This window comes from Ectopseudomonas khazarica (genome assembly GCF_004521985.1).
Lineage (GTDB): Bacteria > Pseudomonadota > Gammaproteobacteria > Pseudomonadales > Pseudomonadaceae > Aquipseudomonas > Aquipseudomonas khazarica.
On record NZ_SBHZ01000021.1, the window covers coordinates 1 to 16,293 of the forward strand.

General features: G+C 64.3%; 9 protein-coding genes. 4 read left to right on the plus strand and 5 right to left on the minus strand.

Annotated elements, in window-relative coordinates:
- Positions 1-320: 320 nt before the first annotated feature.
- From recD to EPK82_RS21745, 5 genes are all read right to left on the minus strand, one after another.
- Entirely contained in the window at positions 321-2,321 is a 2,001-nt protein-coding gene (gene recD / locus EPK82_RS21725; RefSeq protein ID WP_134677993.1) for an exodeoxyribonuclease V subunit alpha, read from the minus strand.
- Positions 2,318-5,950 carry an exodeoxyribonuclease V subunit beta gene (gene recB / locus EPK82_RS21730; RefSeq protein WP_134677994.1) on the minus strand — a complete coding sequence of 1,211 codons (3,633 nt, stop codon included), beginning with the start codon at positions 5,948-5,950 and terminating at the stop codon, positions 2,318-2,320. Before recB ends, recD begins: the two co-directional genes overlap by 4 nt.
- The gene (gene recC / locus EPK82_RS21735; protein ID WP_134677995.1) at positions 5,947-9,363 is read right to left on the minus strand and encodes an exodeoxyribonuclease V subunit gamma; all 3,417 of its coding nucleotides are present in this window, start codon (positions 9,361-9,363) and stop codon (positions 5,947-5,949) included. The genes recB and recC overlap by 4 nt, the downstream gene beginning before the upstream one ends.
- A gap of 92 nt (positions 9,364-9,455) precedes the next feature.
- Positions 9,456-10,490 carry a sensor domain-containing diguanylate cyclase gene (locus EPK82_RS21740; RefSeq protein WP_134677996.1) on the minus strand — a complete coding sequence of 345 codons (1,035 nt, stop codon included), beginning with the start codon at positions 10,488-10,490 and terminating at the stop codon, positions 9,456-9,458.
- 237 nt (positions 10,491-10,727) lie between these two features.
- Positions 10,728-12,734: a methyl-accepting chemotaxis protein gene (locus EPK82_RS21745; protein WP_134677997.1), complete on the minus strand. Its 2,007-nt coding sequence runs from the start codon at positions 12,732-12,734 to the stop codon at positions 10,728-10,730.
- 317 nt (positions 12,735-13,051) lie between these two features.
- Between EPK82_RS21745 and EPK82_RS21750 the strand changes: the two genes are divergently transcribed.
- The 4 genes from EPK82_RS21750 (at position 13,052) to EPK82_RS21765 (ending at position 16,277) form a co-directional block, all read left to right on the plus strand.
- The gene (locus EPK82_RS21750) at positions 13,052-13,504 is read left to right on the plus strand and encodes a GNAT family N-acetyltransferase (protein WP_134677998.1); all 453 of its coding nucleotides are present in this window, start codon (positions 13,052-13,054) and stop codon (positions 13,502-13,504) included.
- Between the two features lie 232 nt (positions 13,505-13,736).
- Complete coding sequence (locus EPK82_RS21755; RefSeq protein WP_037055160.1) at positions 13,737-14,024, plus strand: hypothetical protein; 288 nt, start codon at positions 13,737-13,739, stop codon at positions 14,022-14,024.
- Positions 14,025-14,497: 473 nt separating this feature from the next.
- Positions 14,498-15,931: a tyrosine-type recombinase/integrase gene (locus EPK82_RS21760; protein ID WP_134677999.1), complete on the plus strand. Its 1,434-nt coding sequence runs from the start codon at positions 14,498-14,500 to the stop codon at positions 15,929-15,931.
- Between the two features lie 151 nt (positions 15,932-16,082).
- Positions 16,083-16,277 carry a helix-turn-helix transcriptional regulator gene (locus EPK82_RS21765; RefSeq protein ID WP_134678000.1) on the plus strand — a complete coding sequence of 65 codons (195 nt, stop codon included), beginning with the start codon at positions 16,083-16,085 and terminating at the stop codon, positions 16,275-16,277.
- Positions 16,278-16,293 lie beyond the last annotated feature (16 nt).

Here is a 16,293-nt window from a genome sequence, read left to right on the forward strand (position 1 = left end):
AAGAATTTTTTCTTTCTACTCAACCACTTGCGCTTTCGATCAGAGCTTCTTCTCTCCAGCGGGAGGCGCATTCTACAGCGTTCAAAACCGCTGTCAACCACCTCTTTTCTACCGCTTTCGATCCACTTGACCGAATCACCAACAGGACTCAACCACCACCCTGTCGACCGGCGCGCATTCTACACGCCAGATCCAGCTTTGCAACCCCTCTTTTAAACTTAACTTATTGATTAACAAGAAGTTTTCGAAGAGCTTCATCGCTGAAGTGGCGCGCATTCTACAACCCACAGAACGCGCGTCAAGCTTAAATTGCACTTTTATTACTCGGTCGCCTCCAGCGCTTCGCGCAGGCCGCTGCGACGCTCGACACGGCGCAGCACCGCCTGCTCGAAAATACCGCCACGGCTTTCGATCAGGCTGAACCAGCGTCGGGCACGGGTGATGCCGGTGTACACCAGCTCCTTGGTCAATACCGGGTTAAGCGCATCCGGCATGAGCAGCGCGCAATGCTCGAACTCCGAGCCCTGCGACTTGTGCACGGTCATGGCGAACACGGTCTCCACGCTGCTCAGTCGACTGGGCAATATATGGCGCAACTCGCCACTGCCATCGTTGCGCGGGAAGACCACGCGCAGTACCTGGCGCCCCAGCTCATCATCCGGCAGGTTCAGTGCAATGCCGATGTCGCCATTCATCAGGCCCAGGCTGTAGTCGTTGCGCGTCACCAGCACCGGCCGCCCCTCGTACCAGCCGTGGTCGGCAACCAGCAGACCAGCTCGCTGCAGGGCCCGGGCGATGCGCAGATTCATTTCCTCGACGCCCCAGCTTCCCTTGCGCACCGCGCAGAGCAGCTGGAAACGGTCGAATGCACCCAGTACCGCCCTGGCCCAGCTGTCCCACTGCGGCGAGGGGGCGTCAGTGGCCGGGCGCTGCCTATGCAACACATCTAGATAGTGCCTGTAGCCCTGTGCCAGGCCAGCGACGCCATCGAGCATGAAGCGTTCCAGTGCGGCATCCTGCTCGCCAGCCAGTTTCAGCCGCTGCAGATCGTCATGCCCCGCCTCCAGCACGCCCCTGGCACGGCTCGCGTCACCGGCGTTGACCGCCAGTGCCAGCTGGCCGATGCCGGAGTCGCTACCGAAGCGCCTGGAATGACGCAGCATGACGATATGCTGCGCCAGCGCCTGCTGCCCCTCGACCAGCGACGCATCATTCAGCTGCTCTCCCGTGCGCGCCTGCAACCAGGCCCGGGTCTGCGCGCTGTAGCCGCCCTGCTCGGCATCTCGGCAGAGATCGCCCAGCACGGCCCCCGCCTCCACCGAGGCCAGCTGGTCCTTGTCTCCCAGAAGAATCAGTCGCGCATGCAGCGGCAGCGCATCGAGCAGGTTGGCCATCATTTCCAGGTCGATCATCGAGGCTTCGTCCACCACCAGCACGTCCAGCGGCAAGGGGTTGCTCGCGTCGTGGCGGAAATGACGACTGTCCGGCAGGCTTCCCAGCAGGCGATGCAGGGTCGTCACCGTGGTCGGGATCTGCTGCTTGATGGCGTCATCCAGCGGCAGCGACGCGACCTGGCCACCGATGGACTCGGTCAGCCGTGCCGCAGCCTTGCCGGTCGGCGCCGCCAGGCTCAGGCGCAGCGCAGCACCCTCGGCCACCGCAGCCTCTTGCAGCAGGGCCAGCAGGCGCACGACAGTGGTCGTCTTGCCAGTCCCCGGACCGCCAGTGATCAGGGTGAAGCGTCCGCATGCAGCCAGGGCGCAGGCCAGCTTCTGCCAGTCCGCCTGGCGCTCACCGGCCACCTGCAAGGGTTCCGGGAACAACCGGGCCAGGCGCTCGGCCAGCCGCTCCGGCTCTTGCGCCGTGGCCTGCAGGCGCTTGCGGATATGCGCGGCGACACTTTGCTCGTAGTCCCAGTAGCGCCGCAGGTACAGGCAGGTCCCCCGCAACACCAGTGGCGCCGCCAGCTCCGGCGCCAGCAGCGCGCTGGCCCGGCAAGCATCCAGCCACTGCTCCAGGCTTACCGACTGCAGCACCTGCGATGGCAACGCCAGCCCCTGTTCGGCCTCCTCGCCCTCCGGCGGCAGCGAGAGTGCGAAGTCCGGATCGTTCAGGGTGACCGCCAGGTCCAGACACACGTGCCCCTGGCCCAGCTGATGGCTGGCCAGCGCGGTGGCCAGCAACATGAGCGGCGAAGCCGTTTCATCCAGCCCGCCGAAGAACTGCGCCAGTGAACGGTCCAGTTCGCGCAGCCAGCCCTGCTCGCTCCAGCGGGCCAGCATCTCGAAGAGCGCCTCCCGCGTCTGCAATACCGCACTCATGCCGGCACCTCCCCGGCATCGCCGACAAAGAGCGCGTCGAGCTGCTCGATCAGTGCCCGTGGCGGACGGGCCAGGTACTGCCCGTTGTGCGGCGAGCGCAGGAATAGATAGAGGGCGCCGCCCAGATGCTGGTCATAGTCGTAGTCGGCCAACCGCAAACGCAGCTGCCGGTGCAGGGCGAGCACATAAAGCACGTACTGCAGGTCGTAACGGTGACTGGCCACCGCCTCGGCCATCGCCTCGGTGGTGTATGCGCTGTCGTCAGCGCCCAGCCAGTTGGATTTGTAATCGAGCACGTAATAACGCCCCTGATACTCGAACGTCAGGTCGATGAATCCCTTGAACATGCCATTGAGCGTGTCGGCCCGCAGCGGCTGGCGGGCCAGGCCGGGCAGCTCGAAGCGCTGCACCAGCGCATCGAGGCGTCGCACATCGACCTGGCGCGCCTCGAACCAGAACTCCAGCTCCGACTGGTAGTCATCCAGCTGCGCCAGGCTGGCCACGCGGCCTTCGGCCAGGCGCAAGGGCTGCGCCAGCAGTTGCGCCAGCCAGTGCTGCAACGGCTCGATCCAGCCCTGCATGCCTCGTCGCTGGCAGCGTCGGGCCAGCAGGTCACGCATGACCTCGGGCTGCTCGAGGCAGTGCGCGAACCCTTCGCTGGCGGCCAGCTCGAGCAATCCGTGGAGGAAGGTGCCTGGGCTGGGCCCGCGCGGAAAACGGTGCAAGCCCTGCGCAGACACCGGCATGCCGGGCTGCTCCAGCACCGCGCCTTCATCATCCGTGGCGTTCTGGATGGCCGCGCTGTCCGGCGCCGCATCTTCGTGACGCTGGGCGCTGCGCTGCTCGCCCTCGTCCAGGCGCAGTGCACTGTACGAGGCGATCCACCAGTGCTCGGCAGCACGCCGAGCCGGCGTTCGCCATTGCGCCTGGAAGGCAGCGGCTGATTGTGGCTGATAGCGCGTGTCGCTCACCTCGGGCGGCGCCTGCAGACGAGTGCCGGCAGCGCTGCCGAAGGCGCGCAACCAGCCCTCGAGATCGGCGCTTTGCGCCAGCGCCTCACCACCGCCCAGCAGATAGCCGAGTGCGGACTGGTGTAGCCGCGACTTCCTGGCGTTGCCGATCTTCAGATCCGCCACACCCAGCCAGCAGGCATGCCGCGCGCGGGTCAGCGCCACGTAGAGCAGGCGCAGGTCCTCGCCCAGACGCTCTCGCTCGGCACGCTCGAAGGCCTCCTCGTCCGCCTTGAGCAGCACGCGGCGGCGTTCGCCGTCCTGCACCAGCAGCGGCTTCTTCTCATCCAGCGGACGGAAGCCGCAGATAAATGGCAGGAATACCAGGGGATACTCCAGGCCCTTCGACTTGTGGATGGTCACCACCCGCACCAGCGCCTCGTCGCTTTCCAGGCGCAATACCTGTTCGTCAGCGCCCTGCCCCTCGCCGGCCAGCAGCTCGCCGAGGTGGCGGATCAGCGCCTGCTCGCCGTCCAGTTCGCTGGAGGCCTGTTGCAACAGCTCGGCCAGGTGCAGCAGGTTGGTCAGCACCCGCTCGCCATCGTCCTGCCCCATCAGGCGTTGCGGCAGGCTGAAGTCCTGCAGCAGCAGGCGCAGCATCGGCAACACGCCCTGGCGCTGCCAGCACTGGCGATAGCCGCGAAACTGCATGACGCGCCGCTCCCAGCTGCGCTCATCGAGGTTGAGGCACTCCAGCTCGCTCAGTGGCAAGCCCAGCGTGGCGCTGGCCAGGGCCGCGCGCAGCGGGCGGTCCTGATCCGGCTCGGCGCAGGCGCGCAACCACAGCAGCAGGTCACGCGCCTCCTGGGCGGCGAATACCGAATCCTTGTCCGACAGGTAAACGCTGCGCACCCCGCGCGCGCCCAGCTCACCGCGAATCGCCTGCGCCTCGCTGAAGTCACGCACCAGCACGGCGATGTCACTGGGCTGCAGCGCGCTCAATTCACCGCCGCGCAGGAAGCCGGCCCGCTGCTTCTGCCCCTGGTCGAGCAGCGCGACGATCTCGCTGGCGGCGGCACCCGCCAGCGCCTCCACGTAGGCCTTCTTCGACAGCGGCTCATCCGTGCTCAGGTGCCACAGTGTCAGCGCCGGCTGCTCCTGGCCCTGGACCGTCCAGCATTCCTTGCGCCCCTGCGCACCGACCTCGATGAACGGCAGATCATCACGCAGCAGGAAGGCGCCGGCGCCGGTCTCACGTCGCTCCGCTGCCAGGAACAGCGCATTGACCGCATCGACCATGGCTTGGCTGGAGCGGAAGTTGGTTTCCAGGTTGTAGTGGCGCCCGTGGGTCGCGCGGCGTGCGCGCAGGTAGGTGTGAATGTCGGCGCCGCGGAAGGAATAGATGGCCTGTTTGGGGTCGCCGATCATGAACAGCCCGCAGTCCTCGCGGTTGGCCTCGACCTGGTAGAGGGTGTCGAAGATGCGGTACTGCAGCGGATCGGTGTCCTGGAACTCGTCGATCATCGCGACCGGGAACTGGCGGCGGATGACCTCCGCCAGGCGCGGCCCGTTCTCGCCCTGCAAGGCGACATCGAGTCGGGTGAGCATGTCGTCGAAGCCCATCTCGGCGCGCTGGTGTTTCTCCCAGTCGAAACGCGCGTGCACCCAGGCGGCGGCATGACGCAACGCCGCCTCGCCCGGATCGCTCAGTGCGCCCAGGCGCGCCTCCAGCTCGGCCATGGCCAGCAGTGCCGGATGCTGCGGCGCCTCGCCCTTCCAGGCTTCCGCCAGGCCATCGGGCGTCAGGCGCTTGAAGCCGGTTCCCAGATCGACCACGGCCTCCTCACCGCTCGCCCACTCCCGCAGCTTGTGCAGCCACGGGTTGTAGTAGCGCGCCTGGATCTTGCGCGCGTCCACCTGCTTGTCGGCGACGGCCTGGTCGAGCAACAGCTGCAGCTCTTCGATCCATTCCGGCCAGGGCGCCTTCAGCGCCGCCAGCTCAACTTCGCGGGCACTCAATGCCTGGTCGAGCAAGGCGCCGAGCGTTTGCGGGGAAACCTCGGCCGTCTCCCCGAGCAACGGACGCAGGCGCACGCCAAGCCCGTCCGGCGTGCCCCACTGCTGTGCGACCCAGTTCAGTGCCGCGCCCTGCAGGGGGTAGCAATGCTGCCGCCAGTAGTCGCGCACGACCTCGGCCAGCAGCTCGCTGTGATCGGTCTCCAGGGTCTGGCTGAACAGGCTGCCGCTGTCGAAGGCATGCTCACGCAGCATGCGCTGGCACCAACCATGAATGGTGGAGACGGCCGCCTCGTCCATCCACTGCGCGGCCAGCTCCAGGCGCCGGGCGCAATCGGGCCACAGGGCGACGTCGAAGTCATCGCGCAGCGTAGCCAGCAAGGCATCGCCCTGGCCGTCACCGCGGAACACACTCGCCGCCTCCACCAGGCGGGCACGGATGCGGTCACGCAGCTCGCGGGTGGCGGCATCGGTGAAGGTCACCACCAGGATCTGCGGCGGCAGCAAGGGTTCGGCGAACGCCGCGTCATCGCCATGACGGAGAATCAGCCGCAGGTACAGGGCGGAAATGGTGTAGGTCTTGCCCGTGCCGGCACTGGCCTCGATCAGGCGACTGCCGTGCAGCGGAAAGCGCAGGGCCAGCGGACGTTGAACGGCGCTCATGGCTGCACCTCCTCGAGCGCGCGCGGGGCACTGTCGAGCAGAGGCCGGTACAGGCGCTCGCTCCACTCGGCAAACGCGCCATCGGCCGTCAGGCAGGTGAAGTCGGGGAACTGCCGCGTCAGACTGGCGCTACCCGCCACCTCACCGGTCATGTTGAATCCCCCCTCGTACACCGCACGCGCCTTGTCCTCGTTGCCGTCATGCAGCCAGGCCAGCGAGGTTTTCAGCGCGACCGGCAGCGGCGCGCGCATGCCCTCGCCCCAGCCCTGCAGCCAGGCCGTGAGGATCTCGCGAGCCTGCTCGACAGGTACAGGGTCGAAGGCCAGCGAACGGTCTTCCCCGACGAGCAAGGTGGTCAGCGGCAGCTCGCAGGCTGCCGCGATCACATGCAACACATAAGGCCGCAGCAGGCGGTGCCACTTCCACGCGCCCTCCTTGGCCAGCGCCCCCGGTACTGCCTGCAGGCTGGCCAGGGCGCCGTCAGCATTGCGGCGCAGGCCGTTCAACCAGCCGTCCAGCAGCACATCGGCCTGAACGAAATGCAGCGGCAAGGGCGACTCGAGGGCATGCGGCCAGCGTTCAGCCAGCGCGCGATATCGCAGAACCTGCGCAGGCAGTGGCGCCAGGAGCGCCTGCCGGTATTGCTCGCCAAAGCCTGCCAGCGGCAACACCCCGCTGCGGCGCAAGCGCTCGGCCGCGACCATCAGTGCCGCTTCGGGTGCCTCCTCCTCGGCCAGCAGCGCCGCCTTGAGCAGGTGCTCCTGCAACTGGTAGCGCTGCAGGCCGTCCAGGGCGAAGGGTTCGGTGTCCAGCTGACGCTGGGCCTGTTCATCCAGGTGCACCTTGAGCCGGCGCGTGAAGAAGCATTTGACCGGGTCGCGCAGGAAGCTCTGCAACAGCTCGGGCGTGAGCGTGCCGCCCTCCTCCCAGGCCGGCAGCGCATCAGCGCCTTGCGCCTCCGGCAGCTGGCCATGCAGCGCCGCCCATTCATGGGCATAGCTGTAGAGCGACGCGTCGCCGGCGAAGTAGCGACGGCTGAAAGGCTGCAAGGGATGCTCGGTGGTCAGCGCGTGCAGCAGATCGCCACCGTCCTCCAGGCGCCAGGCGCTGGCCAGGTGATCACGCAGCTGGCCGATCAGCACCGAGGGCGGTCGCTCGCTGTTATCACGCACGCTGCGCCCCACCCAGCTTATATAGAGGTGGTCACGCGCGGCGAGGAGCGCCTCCAGCAACAGATAGCGATCGTCCTCACGCCGGGAGCGGTCACCAGGGCGGTAGTCGCCGGCCATCAGATCGAAATCCAGCGGCGTCTGGCTGCGCGGGTAGTCGCCGTCGTTCATGCCCAGCAGGCAGACGTGACGAAACGGAATCGCGCGCATGGGCATCAGCGTGCAGAAGTTCACCGCGCCGGCAAGGAAGCGCTGGCTCAGCCGCCCCTGGTCCAGCCCGGCGAGCCAGGCTTCGCGCACCACCGCCAACGGCAGTGGCTCTTCCATCGCGGCGCCTTCGCAGAGCTCGAGCCAGGTGTCCAGCGCCTCCAGCAACTGATTGCGCAGCACCTCGTCGCGCTCGTCCTGAGCGAGGAAGAACGCCTCGAGCAGACTGCGCAAACGCTCGCCCCAGGCGCCTGGACTGGCCGGCTCGCGCAGGTTCTCCAGCAACGCGTCGAGCGCATCGAGCAGGCGGTTGAGCGGGCCGATCAGCGCGGCATCCAGCCCGCCGATCTCATCGAACGGCTCGATGTCGGCGTAGGCCTGGCCACGCCCGACCGCGTAACCCAGCAGCATGCGACGCAGGCCGAAACGCCAGGTGTTCTGCTCCAGGCCGTGGCCCACGCCAAGCGTCTCGCGCTGCGCGGCGTCCAGCCCCCAGCGGATGCCGGCGCCCTCCAGCCAGCGGCGCAGGGTCGGCAGCGCTTCCTCGCTGATGGCGAAGCGCGCACGCAGCGCCGCCACATCCAGCAGGTCCAGCACCTCGCTGACGCTGAAGCGGCTCTCCGGCAAACGCAGCAGGTGCTCCAGCGCGATCGCCATGGGCTCCTTGCCGCGCAGCCCCTGGTCGGCCAGGGTGAAGGGAATGAAACGCGGATCGTCGCTGGCGAACTGGCCGAACACCGCCTGAATGTGCGGGGCGTAGGTGTTGACGTCGGGCACCATGACGATCACATCGCGCGGACGCAGGCTCGGGTCGCTGCTGAAGCGGTCCAGCAACTGGTCGTGCAGCACCTCGACCTCGCGCTGGGCACTGTGCGCGACGTGGAAACGCAACGACTGATCCTCTCCGGGCCGCAGCGCCGGCCAGATGCGCCGGCTTTCCTCGAGCGGGCGCAGATCGAGGATGTCGTTCTGCACCTGGCCCAGCAGGCCGCCTTGCGCAGCGGGGCTGAACAGGTCGATGCGCTCGAACTGCTCGCGGTAGCGCTGCGGCTCGTCGTACTGATCCAGCAGGTTGATGTAGTCACGCCCCTGCTTGCCCCAGGCGGCCAGCAACGGCTGGGCGTGCTGGTGCATCTCCGCCTCGTCGAACAGGCCGATCTGCCCGGCGGGATTGCCCTTGCGCCGCTGGCGACGGTACTCGTGGCGTAGCAGGTCCTTGTCCTCGACGATATCGCCCCAGTGATGCTGACAGGGGTTGTGCACGAAGAGCATCACCTGGCTGAAGCGCGCCATGGCCGCCAGCGCCTCCAGCATCTGCGCGGGCAACGAGGAAATACCGAATACCGTGATGCGCCGGGGCAGGCCCGCAGGCCGGCTGTCCAGTTCCCCCAGGCGGGCGACGAAGCGCGGGTGCACCCCGGCGCGACTTTCGGCCAGGTGTTCCTGCCCGACATCCGCCAGCAGCGCACGCCACAATGCGGGCTGCCAGAGCGACGCGTCATCCAGGGGGCGCTCGCCGCCCCGCGACGTGCGCAGACGATCCTGGCCGCTGGCCCAGTCTTCCAGCCAGTCGGCGCGGTAGACCTGGTACTGGTCGAACAGATCCGCCAGGCGCTCGGCCAACTGGTAGCGCTTGCGCAGGTCCTGGTCATCGGCCAGAAAGCGCCGCAGCGGAGCGAACGCGTCGTCATTCAGCAGCTGCGGCAACAGACGCATCAGGCGCCAGGTCAGCGGCGCCTTGTCCAGCGGCGACTGCTGGGGAATCGCATCACGCCCCAGGACGCTGCGATAGGCCTGCCAGAGAAAGCGCGCAGGCAGGTCGACATCCAGCGCCGCCGCGATCCCGCAGCCATCGCGTTCGGCCAGCGCCAGCTTGAGCCACTGCGCGATGCCGTTGCTCTGCACCAGCAGCACCTCATTCTCCAGCGGCCGCAGCGGATAGCGGCGCATCCACGCCACCGAGAGCGCACGCAGCTCTTCGAGGTGGTTACCGTGAATCACAATGAGGCCTGGCGACAGCTCCGGGCTGACGGACATCGACTAACTCCTGTCGAGAATCGAAGCGCAAGTTTGCCAGCATTTTCGGACAAGGTGCGCGATGGCTGCAGGAGTCGCTCGGTGCGCCGCGCCTATGAGCGCTGACGCTTGCGTTGCTGCTTGACGCGATACATCTCGCCATCCGCCAGGATGATGGCCTCCTCGGCGCTGGTCTCGGCGGGCATCACGGCGGCCACCCCGACGCTTGCGCCCTGATAGTCGAGGGCTTCCACGCCATCGCCCAACGGGTAGCGCCCGATCGTCGCGCGACTCAGGCGCTCCTGCATCAGGCTGGCGGCGCTACTCAGCTCCTGGTCCAGGGCCGCGCTTTCCGGCGATGCGCCCTGGGCGATGACGATGAACTCGTCACCGCCAACGCGGCCGACGCTGTCACTGTTGCGCAGGCTGCGCTTGAGCTGGCTGGCCACGCCCCGGAGAAAGTGGTCGCCGGCCTGGTGGCCATAGACGTCATTGATGAGCTTGAACCCGTCCAGGTCGATGACCCCGATCAGCACGTACCTGTTATCCCGCTGCGCCAGGGCATACAGATGCTCCAGGTCGCGCAGGATGGCGCGCCGATTGGCGAGGCCGGTGAGAGGATCGATCAGGGCAAGCGTGGCCAGCTCGGCGTTGGCGGCCTGGAGTTGCTCGACCAGCAGCTCGCGCTCCAGAAAGTAGCCCAGCAGCGTCGCCAGCAAGCGCAGCACCGGTTCGACCTTGGGCGAACAGGCGACCTGCTGCGAACTTGCCGCGCAGACCGTACCCAGCACATGGCCGGCCTGGGAACGGATGGGCGCACTCAGGTAGGTCTTGATCCCCAGCGCCTGGGCGGCGTCGGAATCGCCCCAGCACTCCGCAACGTTGTCCGAGTACGGACGATTCTCTTCCAGAGCCCGCTTGCACAGGGTGTCAGCCCAGGGCACCACGAGCCCTTCGGGGATGACCATCGGCCCCGTGTTGCGGGCGATCTCGACCCGTTGAAAGCCTTGTTCAAGGTTGATGGTCGTCAGGTAGGTCGACTCCATGCCCGTGAGCTGGCCGAGCAGCGCCAGCAGAGGGCGAGCCAACTGTTCCAGGGAGCGGGCCTGGGGAACGGTTTCCGACAGGAGGGATAGGATCTGGTCCATCTGGACGTACCAATAGCGAGGCCACAGAACCGTTGTCGATCAGGAAAGAGCTGCCCGAATGAAGCGCGTTTCCCTAGATGCCGACGATCACTGCTGACAGCCCACCGCTGCTGAGCCATTCCCTTAAGGTGGCATCACTCTAAGAATAGAGGGTCTTTGCCCAAGTCGCGCTTTTTTCAGAAAGCTCGGCGGAGCTTCAGGGCTGCGGACCGGCGCCGAGCCCCGAAACGCGACTGGCTAGCCCCGGCTCAACCCGGTCAAGCGGGACGACAGCGCCTGCATGGCGCTACTGACCTCATCCAGCGCCTGGGCATCGCGAGCGTTCTCCTCGCTGATGCTGTGGATGCGCACCGCCAGTTCGTTGATCTCCTGAGTGACGTGGCTCTGCTGCTGCGCCGCCACGGCGATCTGCTGGGCGCGCTGGGAGATATCGTCGAAGCTCTGTACCGAACTGGAGAGCGCCGAGGCGGCGCCTTCGGCCTCGACCACCGCATGCTCCGTGCGCGCCTCCCCCGCCTGCATCGCCTGCACCGCCTGGCGTGACGCCTGCTGCAGCGCACTGATCATGGTGCCGATTTCATTGGCCGATGACTGAGTCTTGCCCGCCAGGGTGCGCACCTCATCGGCCACCACCGCGAATCCACGGCCTTGCTCACCGGCACGCGCAGCCTCGATGGCCGCGTTCAGGGCCAGCAGATTGGTCTGCTCGGAAATGGCCTTGATCACATCCAGCACCGCCCCTACCTGCTGGCTGTCTTTCTCCAGCTGGCTGATCACCGAGGCCGCACCTGCCATTTCCGTGGACAGTGCCTTGATCGCCGCACTGTTGGATGCAACCTTCTGCTGCCCCTGCTGCACGACGACCAACGAACTCTGCGCGGTGTCGGCGCAGTCATTGGTGTTCTGCGCCACCTCCTGCGCACTCGACGACATCTCGGTGATCGCGGCAGCCAACTGGGTGTTCTCCTGCCGCTGCTGTTCGGCACGCCCCGCCAGGGTGCTGCTCAGGCCGCCCAGCTGCGCGGCCTCGGCCTGCAGGTGATCGGCTTCCTCGGCAATGCGCTGGAGCATGGTGCGCAACTGCCCGGCGTAGCGGTTGACCGCGTGGCGCAGTGCGCCGATTTCGTCTTCGCGCTCCACGCTCAACTCGACATCACGGCTGGCCGAGCCGCGCCCCAGCGAATCGATCTGCGCAGTGGTTTCCTCCAGTTGGCCGATCAACTTGCGCCCTGCCAGCCAGGCCAGTGCCAGCAGCACCGCCAGCAAGGGCAACAGGAACAGCAGAATTTCCCAGGTCAGCGCATGGGCCAGGCCCGTGACCCGCTCCTGCGGCGTCGCCAGGCCGATGACCCAGCCGGTGTCCGGCATCACGAACAGACTGACGCGACTGGCCTGGTTGAGCTGCTCATCCTGTTCGAGATCAATGTTGCGAATGCCCCCGGCGCTGCCGCCGCTCAACGCATCCTGAATCGGCTTGAGCCAGCCGTGCTGCTGCGCCAGGTCGGCGAACTTGACCATCGCGCCACCCTTGCCGCCGGTCATGCCCGGAAAATGCAGCACGTTGCCGGCCTGATCGAGCGCGAAGGCATAGCCATCGGTGACTTTGCCCTGCTCGGTCAGAAAGCGCGCCAGATCATCCAGCAACAGGTCCAGCGTGGCGACGCCGGCAAAGCGGCCACTCAGCTGGTATGGCACGCTACAGGTGACCATCGGCACACCCGTCACCGCATCCTGATAGGCCTCCGACCAGAGGCACTGGCCGAGCTTGCTGCTACGGGCGCCGGTGTACCAGGCATCGTTGTGATAGCCAGGCCCGTCTGCCGCGTTGTAATCGTCCGAGTAACTCAGGCGACCATCAGCCCCACGCGCCCAGAAGAAACTGCGGCGCTCGACGCCGTCACTGAAGGCATTTGGCTCGGGCCAGACGCCACCACCGGCGATCGCCCGGTCCCCCTGATTGTCGATCAGATTGGGCAGGCTATCGCGATACAGCGCCTCCTCACGCGGCAGCACCTCGGCCAGATGCGCGAGGCTGGCCGTCACCCCCTCTATACGCGCCAGCTGCAACGCCAACTGGCGCACGATGGCGCTGCCGGTTTGCTCGATCAGCTCACCACTGGCCGCTACCACACGGGGCTGCCCACGCAAGGCCATTACCGAGAACACCGCCAGCGCGGTGAGAATCAGAAGCACGATGCAACCCAGGGTCAAGCGCTGGGACAGTCTAACGGGGACCAAAGCCATGCGATTACTCCTACTTGGGAGGGACACTACAAGGGGCTACCAGAACTGCTTACGAACGCTCCTAGTTCCACCAGCAGGATCAGTTGCTGCGATACTCCATCGCCTGTGCAATCTGCGTACAAGCGCCCTGGCCAGGATACCCGCGCCAGATGCCTACCCTGAGTTATAGATGAACAGGCACGGCGTTACACCGTTTAGTCGGCGGGCAAGACGTCGACTTGAGCGCAATCGCAAGGCGCCGGGAACAGCAAGCCCCGCTTCCCGCCAGCAGCGCCCCCGTATTTGAAACCAGACCTGCCCGGACAAGGATGAACAGGATGCAGATCCGTGAACTGACCCGCGACGACCTCCCCAGCGCCAGCACCCTGTGCATGGACGCATTCATGCTGGCGGTCGCGCCCTCGCTGCCACCCCAGGGCGTGGAGACCTTCAGCAAGCTGGCAGACGCATCGGCGTTCGCCGAACGCATGGCCGGTGACAACCTCATGCTCGGCTGCCTGGAAGATGGCGCACTGACGGGACTGATCGAACTCAAGGAAGGACGCCATGTGGCGATGCTGTTCGTGGCGCCGGATTGCCAGCGCAAAGGCATCGGCAGACGCCTGATCGACGCGGCAATGGAACATGCCAGAGGCGACGTGCTGACGGTGAGAGCTGCGCTGTCTTCGGTGAAAGCTTACGAGCGCTATGGATTCATCCTGACCGGCGAAGTTGGCGAGTTCGCCGGGCTGATTTTCCAGCCCATGGAAAAGAGGCTGGCCTCCTTCTAGGCCGGGTCTGAGCCGCTATTGCCGGCAAGCAGAGCTGCACACCGCGTATCCACGGCGAGTCGATTCGAGCTGATCAGGGCTGGGCTATTCGGACACCTCGGCCCCGCCAGACAAGTCCGAATAGACTGGGGCCAACGTAGTACCTCAACTATGGAAATAGGCTTACACACATGCGTAACTGAACTCCGGGCCATTCAGCTAAGCTGGAGCCTGGACTCGATAGGAGCACGCAATGTCTGCCAAGGAAGAGCAGCTACTGCAGCTACTGGGCCTGATGGCTCGCAGCATGACCCACATGACGGCCTCCCTGACGGCCATGGCCTTCGATCAGCTGCAGAGCCAGGACGCCACTGTGCAGAAGTCTGCCAAACGCATGATCGAACGCATGCAAGCCATCAACGAGGAACTGGACCAGCAGTGGGAGCTGGTCGGTCAACTCACCGGCGAGCGCGACCAGGAACTGCTCGCCGAAGCCCTGGACTTTTCGCTATCGCCGGCACGCAAGGAAGCGGTTGATTGAGGGCCCCGTCATAGCCTCGCTTGCTGGCGAGGTTTTTATCCTGCGTCCTTCAACGTCTGCTGCCAGCCAGACGCTCGCTGACTCATTTTCCGAGTACGCAAATCTGACCTGAAGCGGCGTCGATCTGGATATCACCTCAATCGCCAGGAATGCTCGTAGCTCAAAAACGAAAACAGCCAGTGATTGCTCAACTGGCTGTTTTCGTTGGCGTTATTTGGTTGGAACGGAGTGATTCGAACACTCTACCCCTTGCACCCCATGCAAGGCTTCTATCTGTTCACGACTGATCATAAAAGCCCATCCTGACCAAGCGCCACGGGGCCTAGAAGGCTGCGCACCGTAGGCTCTAGGAGATTCTTGTTTCACTACGAATCACCCGGTTTCGTGACATCCAATGGACCCTATACGGACCCTATTTTTGGAGATAGCGGGGTAGTAACCTAGAATTAGCCTCCAATAAACTCGGAGGTGGCATGGCTAGAGAGAGGATTCCGGAACACGCTGAGCGCGCTGCGACGTTTTGCAGAAATGCGAAGCCGGAAGAAAAGCAGTACGAGCTGATCGACTCCAAGATCCCTGGTTTGCAGCTTCGCGTCAACCCAAGCGGCAAGAAGGCTTGGGCGCTGAGATACAGTGTTGGCTCCGGTGAAAATCTGGTCAAAAACAGACTTCCCCTGGGCCTCTTCCCGGAAGTCACCGTCACCGAAGCCAGAAAGGCAGCGCAACAGGTGAAATCAGATGTTGCTCGTGGAGCAGATCCGGTCGCAGAGAAGAAAGCCGAGGCAGAACGCAAGGTCGAAGCTGCCAAGGCAAAAGCAATAGAAGAGGCTTCTCGCGTAACGGTCAGCGATTTCTTCGACCGATGGATGAAATCAGCTCTGCCCAAGGGCCGCAAAGATGGCGGCAAAGAGCTGCGCCGGCAATTTGAAAAAGATGTTCTACCCCTCCTAGGAGCAATGGAGATGAAGGACATCACTGCTGCTGAAATTCATCACGTGACCGACACTATCCTTGAACGCGGTGTGAACAGGATGGCTCAGTCAATTTTCAGTGACATGAAACAGATGTTTGCATTTGCTGTTAAACGCAAGGTGATCAGCGTCAACCCTGCCGAAGCGATAAGCAAGAAAGACATCGGCAAGGCGTCGAAGCCACGTGACCGTGTACTAACCCCGCGTGAGATAAGGGAGCTTAATCAAGCTCTCTGGGCATCTAGCCTCAATCGTGTGACACACATCATCTACATGCTTCAGATCTCAATGACATGCCGCATTAACGAGCTGTGTCAAGCTGCTTGGTCTGAGTTTGACTGGGGTAAGCGCACCTGGACCATTCCTGCTGCACGCACAAAATCGGGGCGCCAGATCACCGTAAATCTTTCCGCTTATTCAATCGGCCTATTTGAAGAGTTGAAAACTCTGACCGGCCAAACTGCCTGGTGCTACCCAGGCCGAGATCCCGAGAAACCGATCAACCGAAAAGCCGCAACGAACCATGCTCGCGACCGCCAGCTCCCTGATGGGAAGGAGGCTGCAACAGGCCGGACGATTGAGACACAGTCGCTCCTCGTTGGCGGACAACAGTGGAAAACGCATGATCTTCGCCGGTCAGGCTCAACGCTCATGCAGCAGCTTGGCATTCCGACCGAGGTTTCTGAGCGATGCCTTAATCACGCCGAGGGGAACAAGACTAAAGCAACCTACCATCACCACGATTATGAGAAAGAAATGAAGAGGGCATGGTATCTGCTCAGCGAAGCGCTTTCTGTAATCACAGGCCCTGATGGAGAGGAGTTCCTGAAAGAGCTGGACAAGGACTATCTGCGAGAGCCCGACGACGAGATTGGCATGCTTGGTCTCGTGAAAAAATACTACAAAAGACCAGACGAACGGCAAGAGCCAGCATAGAGCCTAGCCTCCAGCCCGACAATGCATTTGTCATCCCTATTGGGCGTCTTGGAACGTAAAAAATAGGGATTGACAAAGCAGGACGCTATTGACCATAACCACTGCTAGCAATATAATTAATGACATATTATATGCCAAAGGGAGGGCAACGATGGGAGCAGCAGTAGCGGTACAACAACAAGATAAATTTTTGAGATTCGGCGCGGTAGCAGAAATGATCGGCCTCAGCAGGAGCACGATCTGGCGCTTGGAGCAGGACGGGAAATTCCCGAAACGCGTCCAGCTTGGCAGCAAAAGCGTAGCCTGGAGGCTAAGCGACCTGAATGACTGGATGTCATCTCGATAGAATCTGGAAGGAGGTC

What these genes read in the sequence shown, in the direction of transcription:
- recB (WP_134677994.1), bottom strand. Translation starts at nt 5,950, where the DNA reads ATGAGCGCCGTTCAACGTCCGCTGGCCCTGCGCTTTCCGCTGCACGGC.
- EPK82_RS21765 (WP_134678000.1), top strand. Translation starts at nt 16,083, where the DNA reads ATGGGAGCAGCAGTAGCGGTACAACAACAAGATAAATTTTTGAGATTC.
- recD (WP_134677993.1), bottom strand. Translation starts at nt 2,321, where the DNA reads ATGAGTGCGGTATTGCAGACGCGGGAGGCGCTCTTCGAGATGCTGGCC.
- EPK82_RS21750 (WP_134677998.1), top strand. Translation starts at nt 13,052, where the DNA reads ATGCAGATCCGTGAACTGACCCGCGACGACCTCCCCAGCGCCAGCACC.
- EPK82_RS21745 (WP_134677997.1), bottom strand. Translation starts at nt 12,734, where the DNA reads ATGGCTTTGGTCCCCGTTAGACTGTCCCAGCGCTTGACCCTGGGTTGC.
- EPK82_RS21755 (WP_037055160.1), top strand. Translation starts at nt 13,737, where the DNA reads ATGTCTGCCAAGGAAGAGCAGCTACTGCAGCTACTGGGCCTGATGGCT.
- recC (WP_134677995.1), bottom strand. Translation starts at nt 9,363, where the DNA reads ATGTCCGTCAGCCCGGAGCTGTCGCCAGGCCTCATTGTGATTCACGGT.
- EPK82_RS21760 (WP_134677999.1), top strand. Translation starts at nt 14,498, where the DNA reads ATGGCTAGAGAGAGGATTCCGGAACACGCTGAGCGCGCTGCGACGTTT.
- EPK82_RS21740 (WP_134677996.1), bottom strand. Translation starts at nt 10,490, where the DNA reads ATGGACCAGATCCTATCCCTCCTGTCGGAAACCGTTCCCCAGGCCCGC.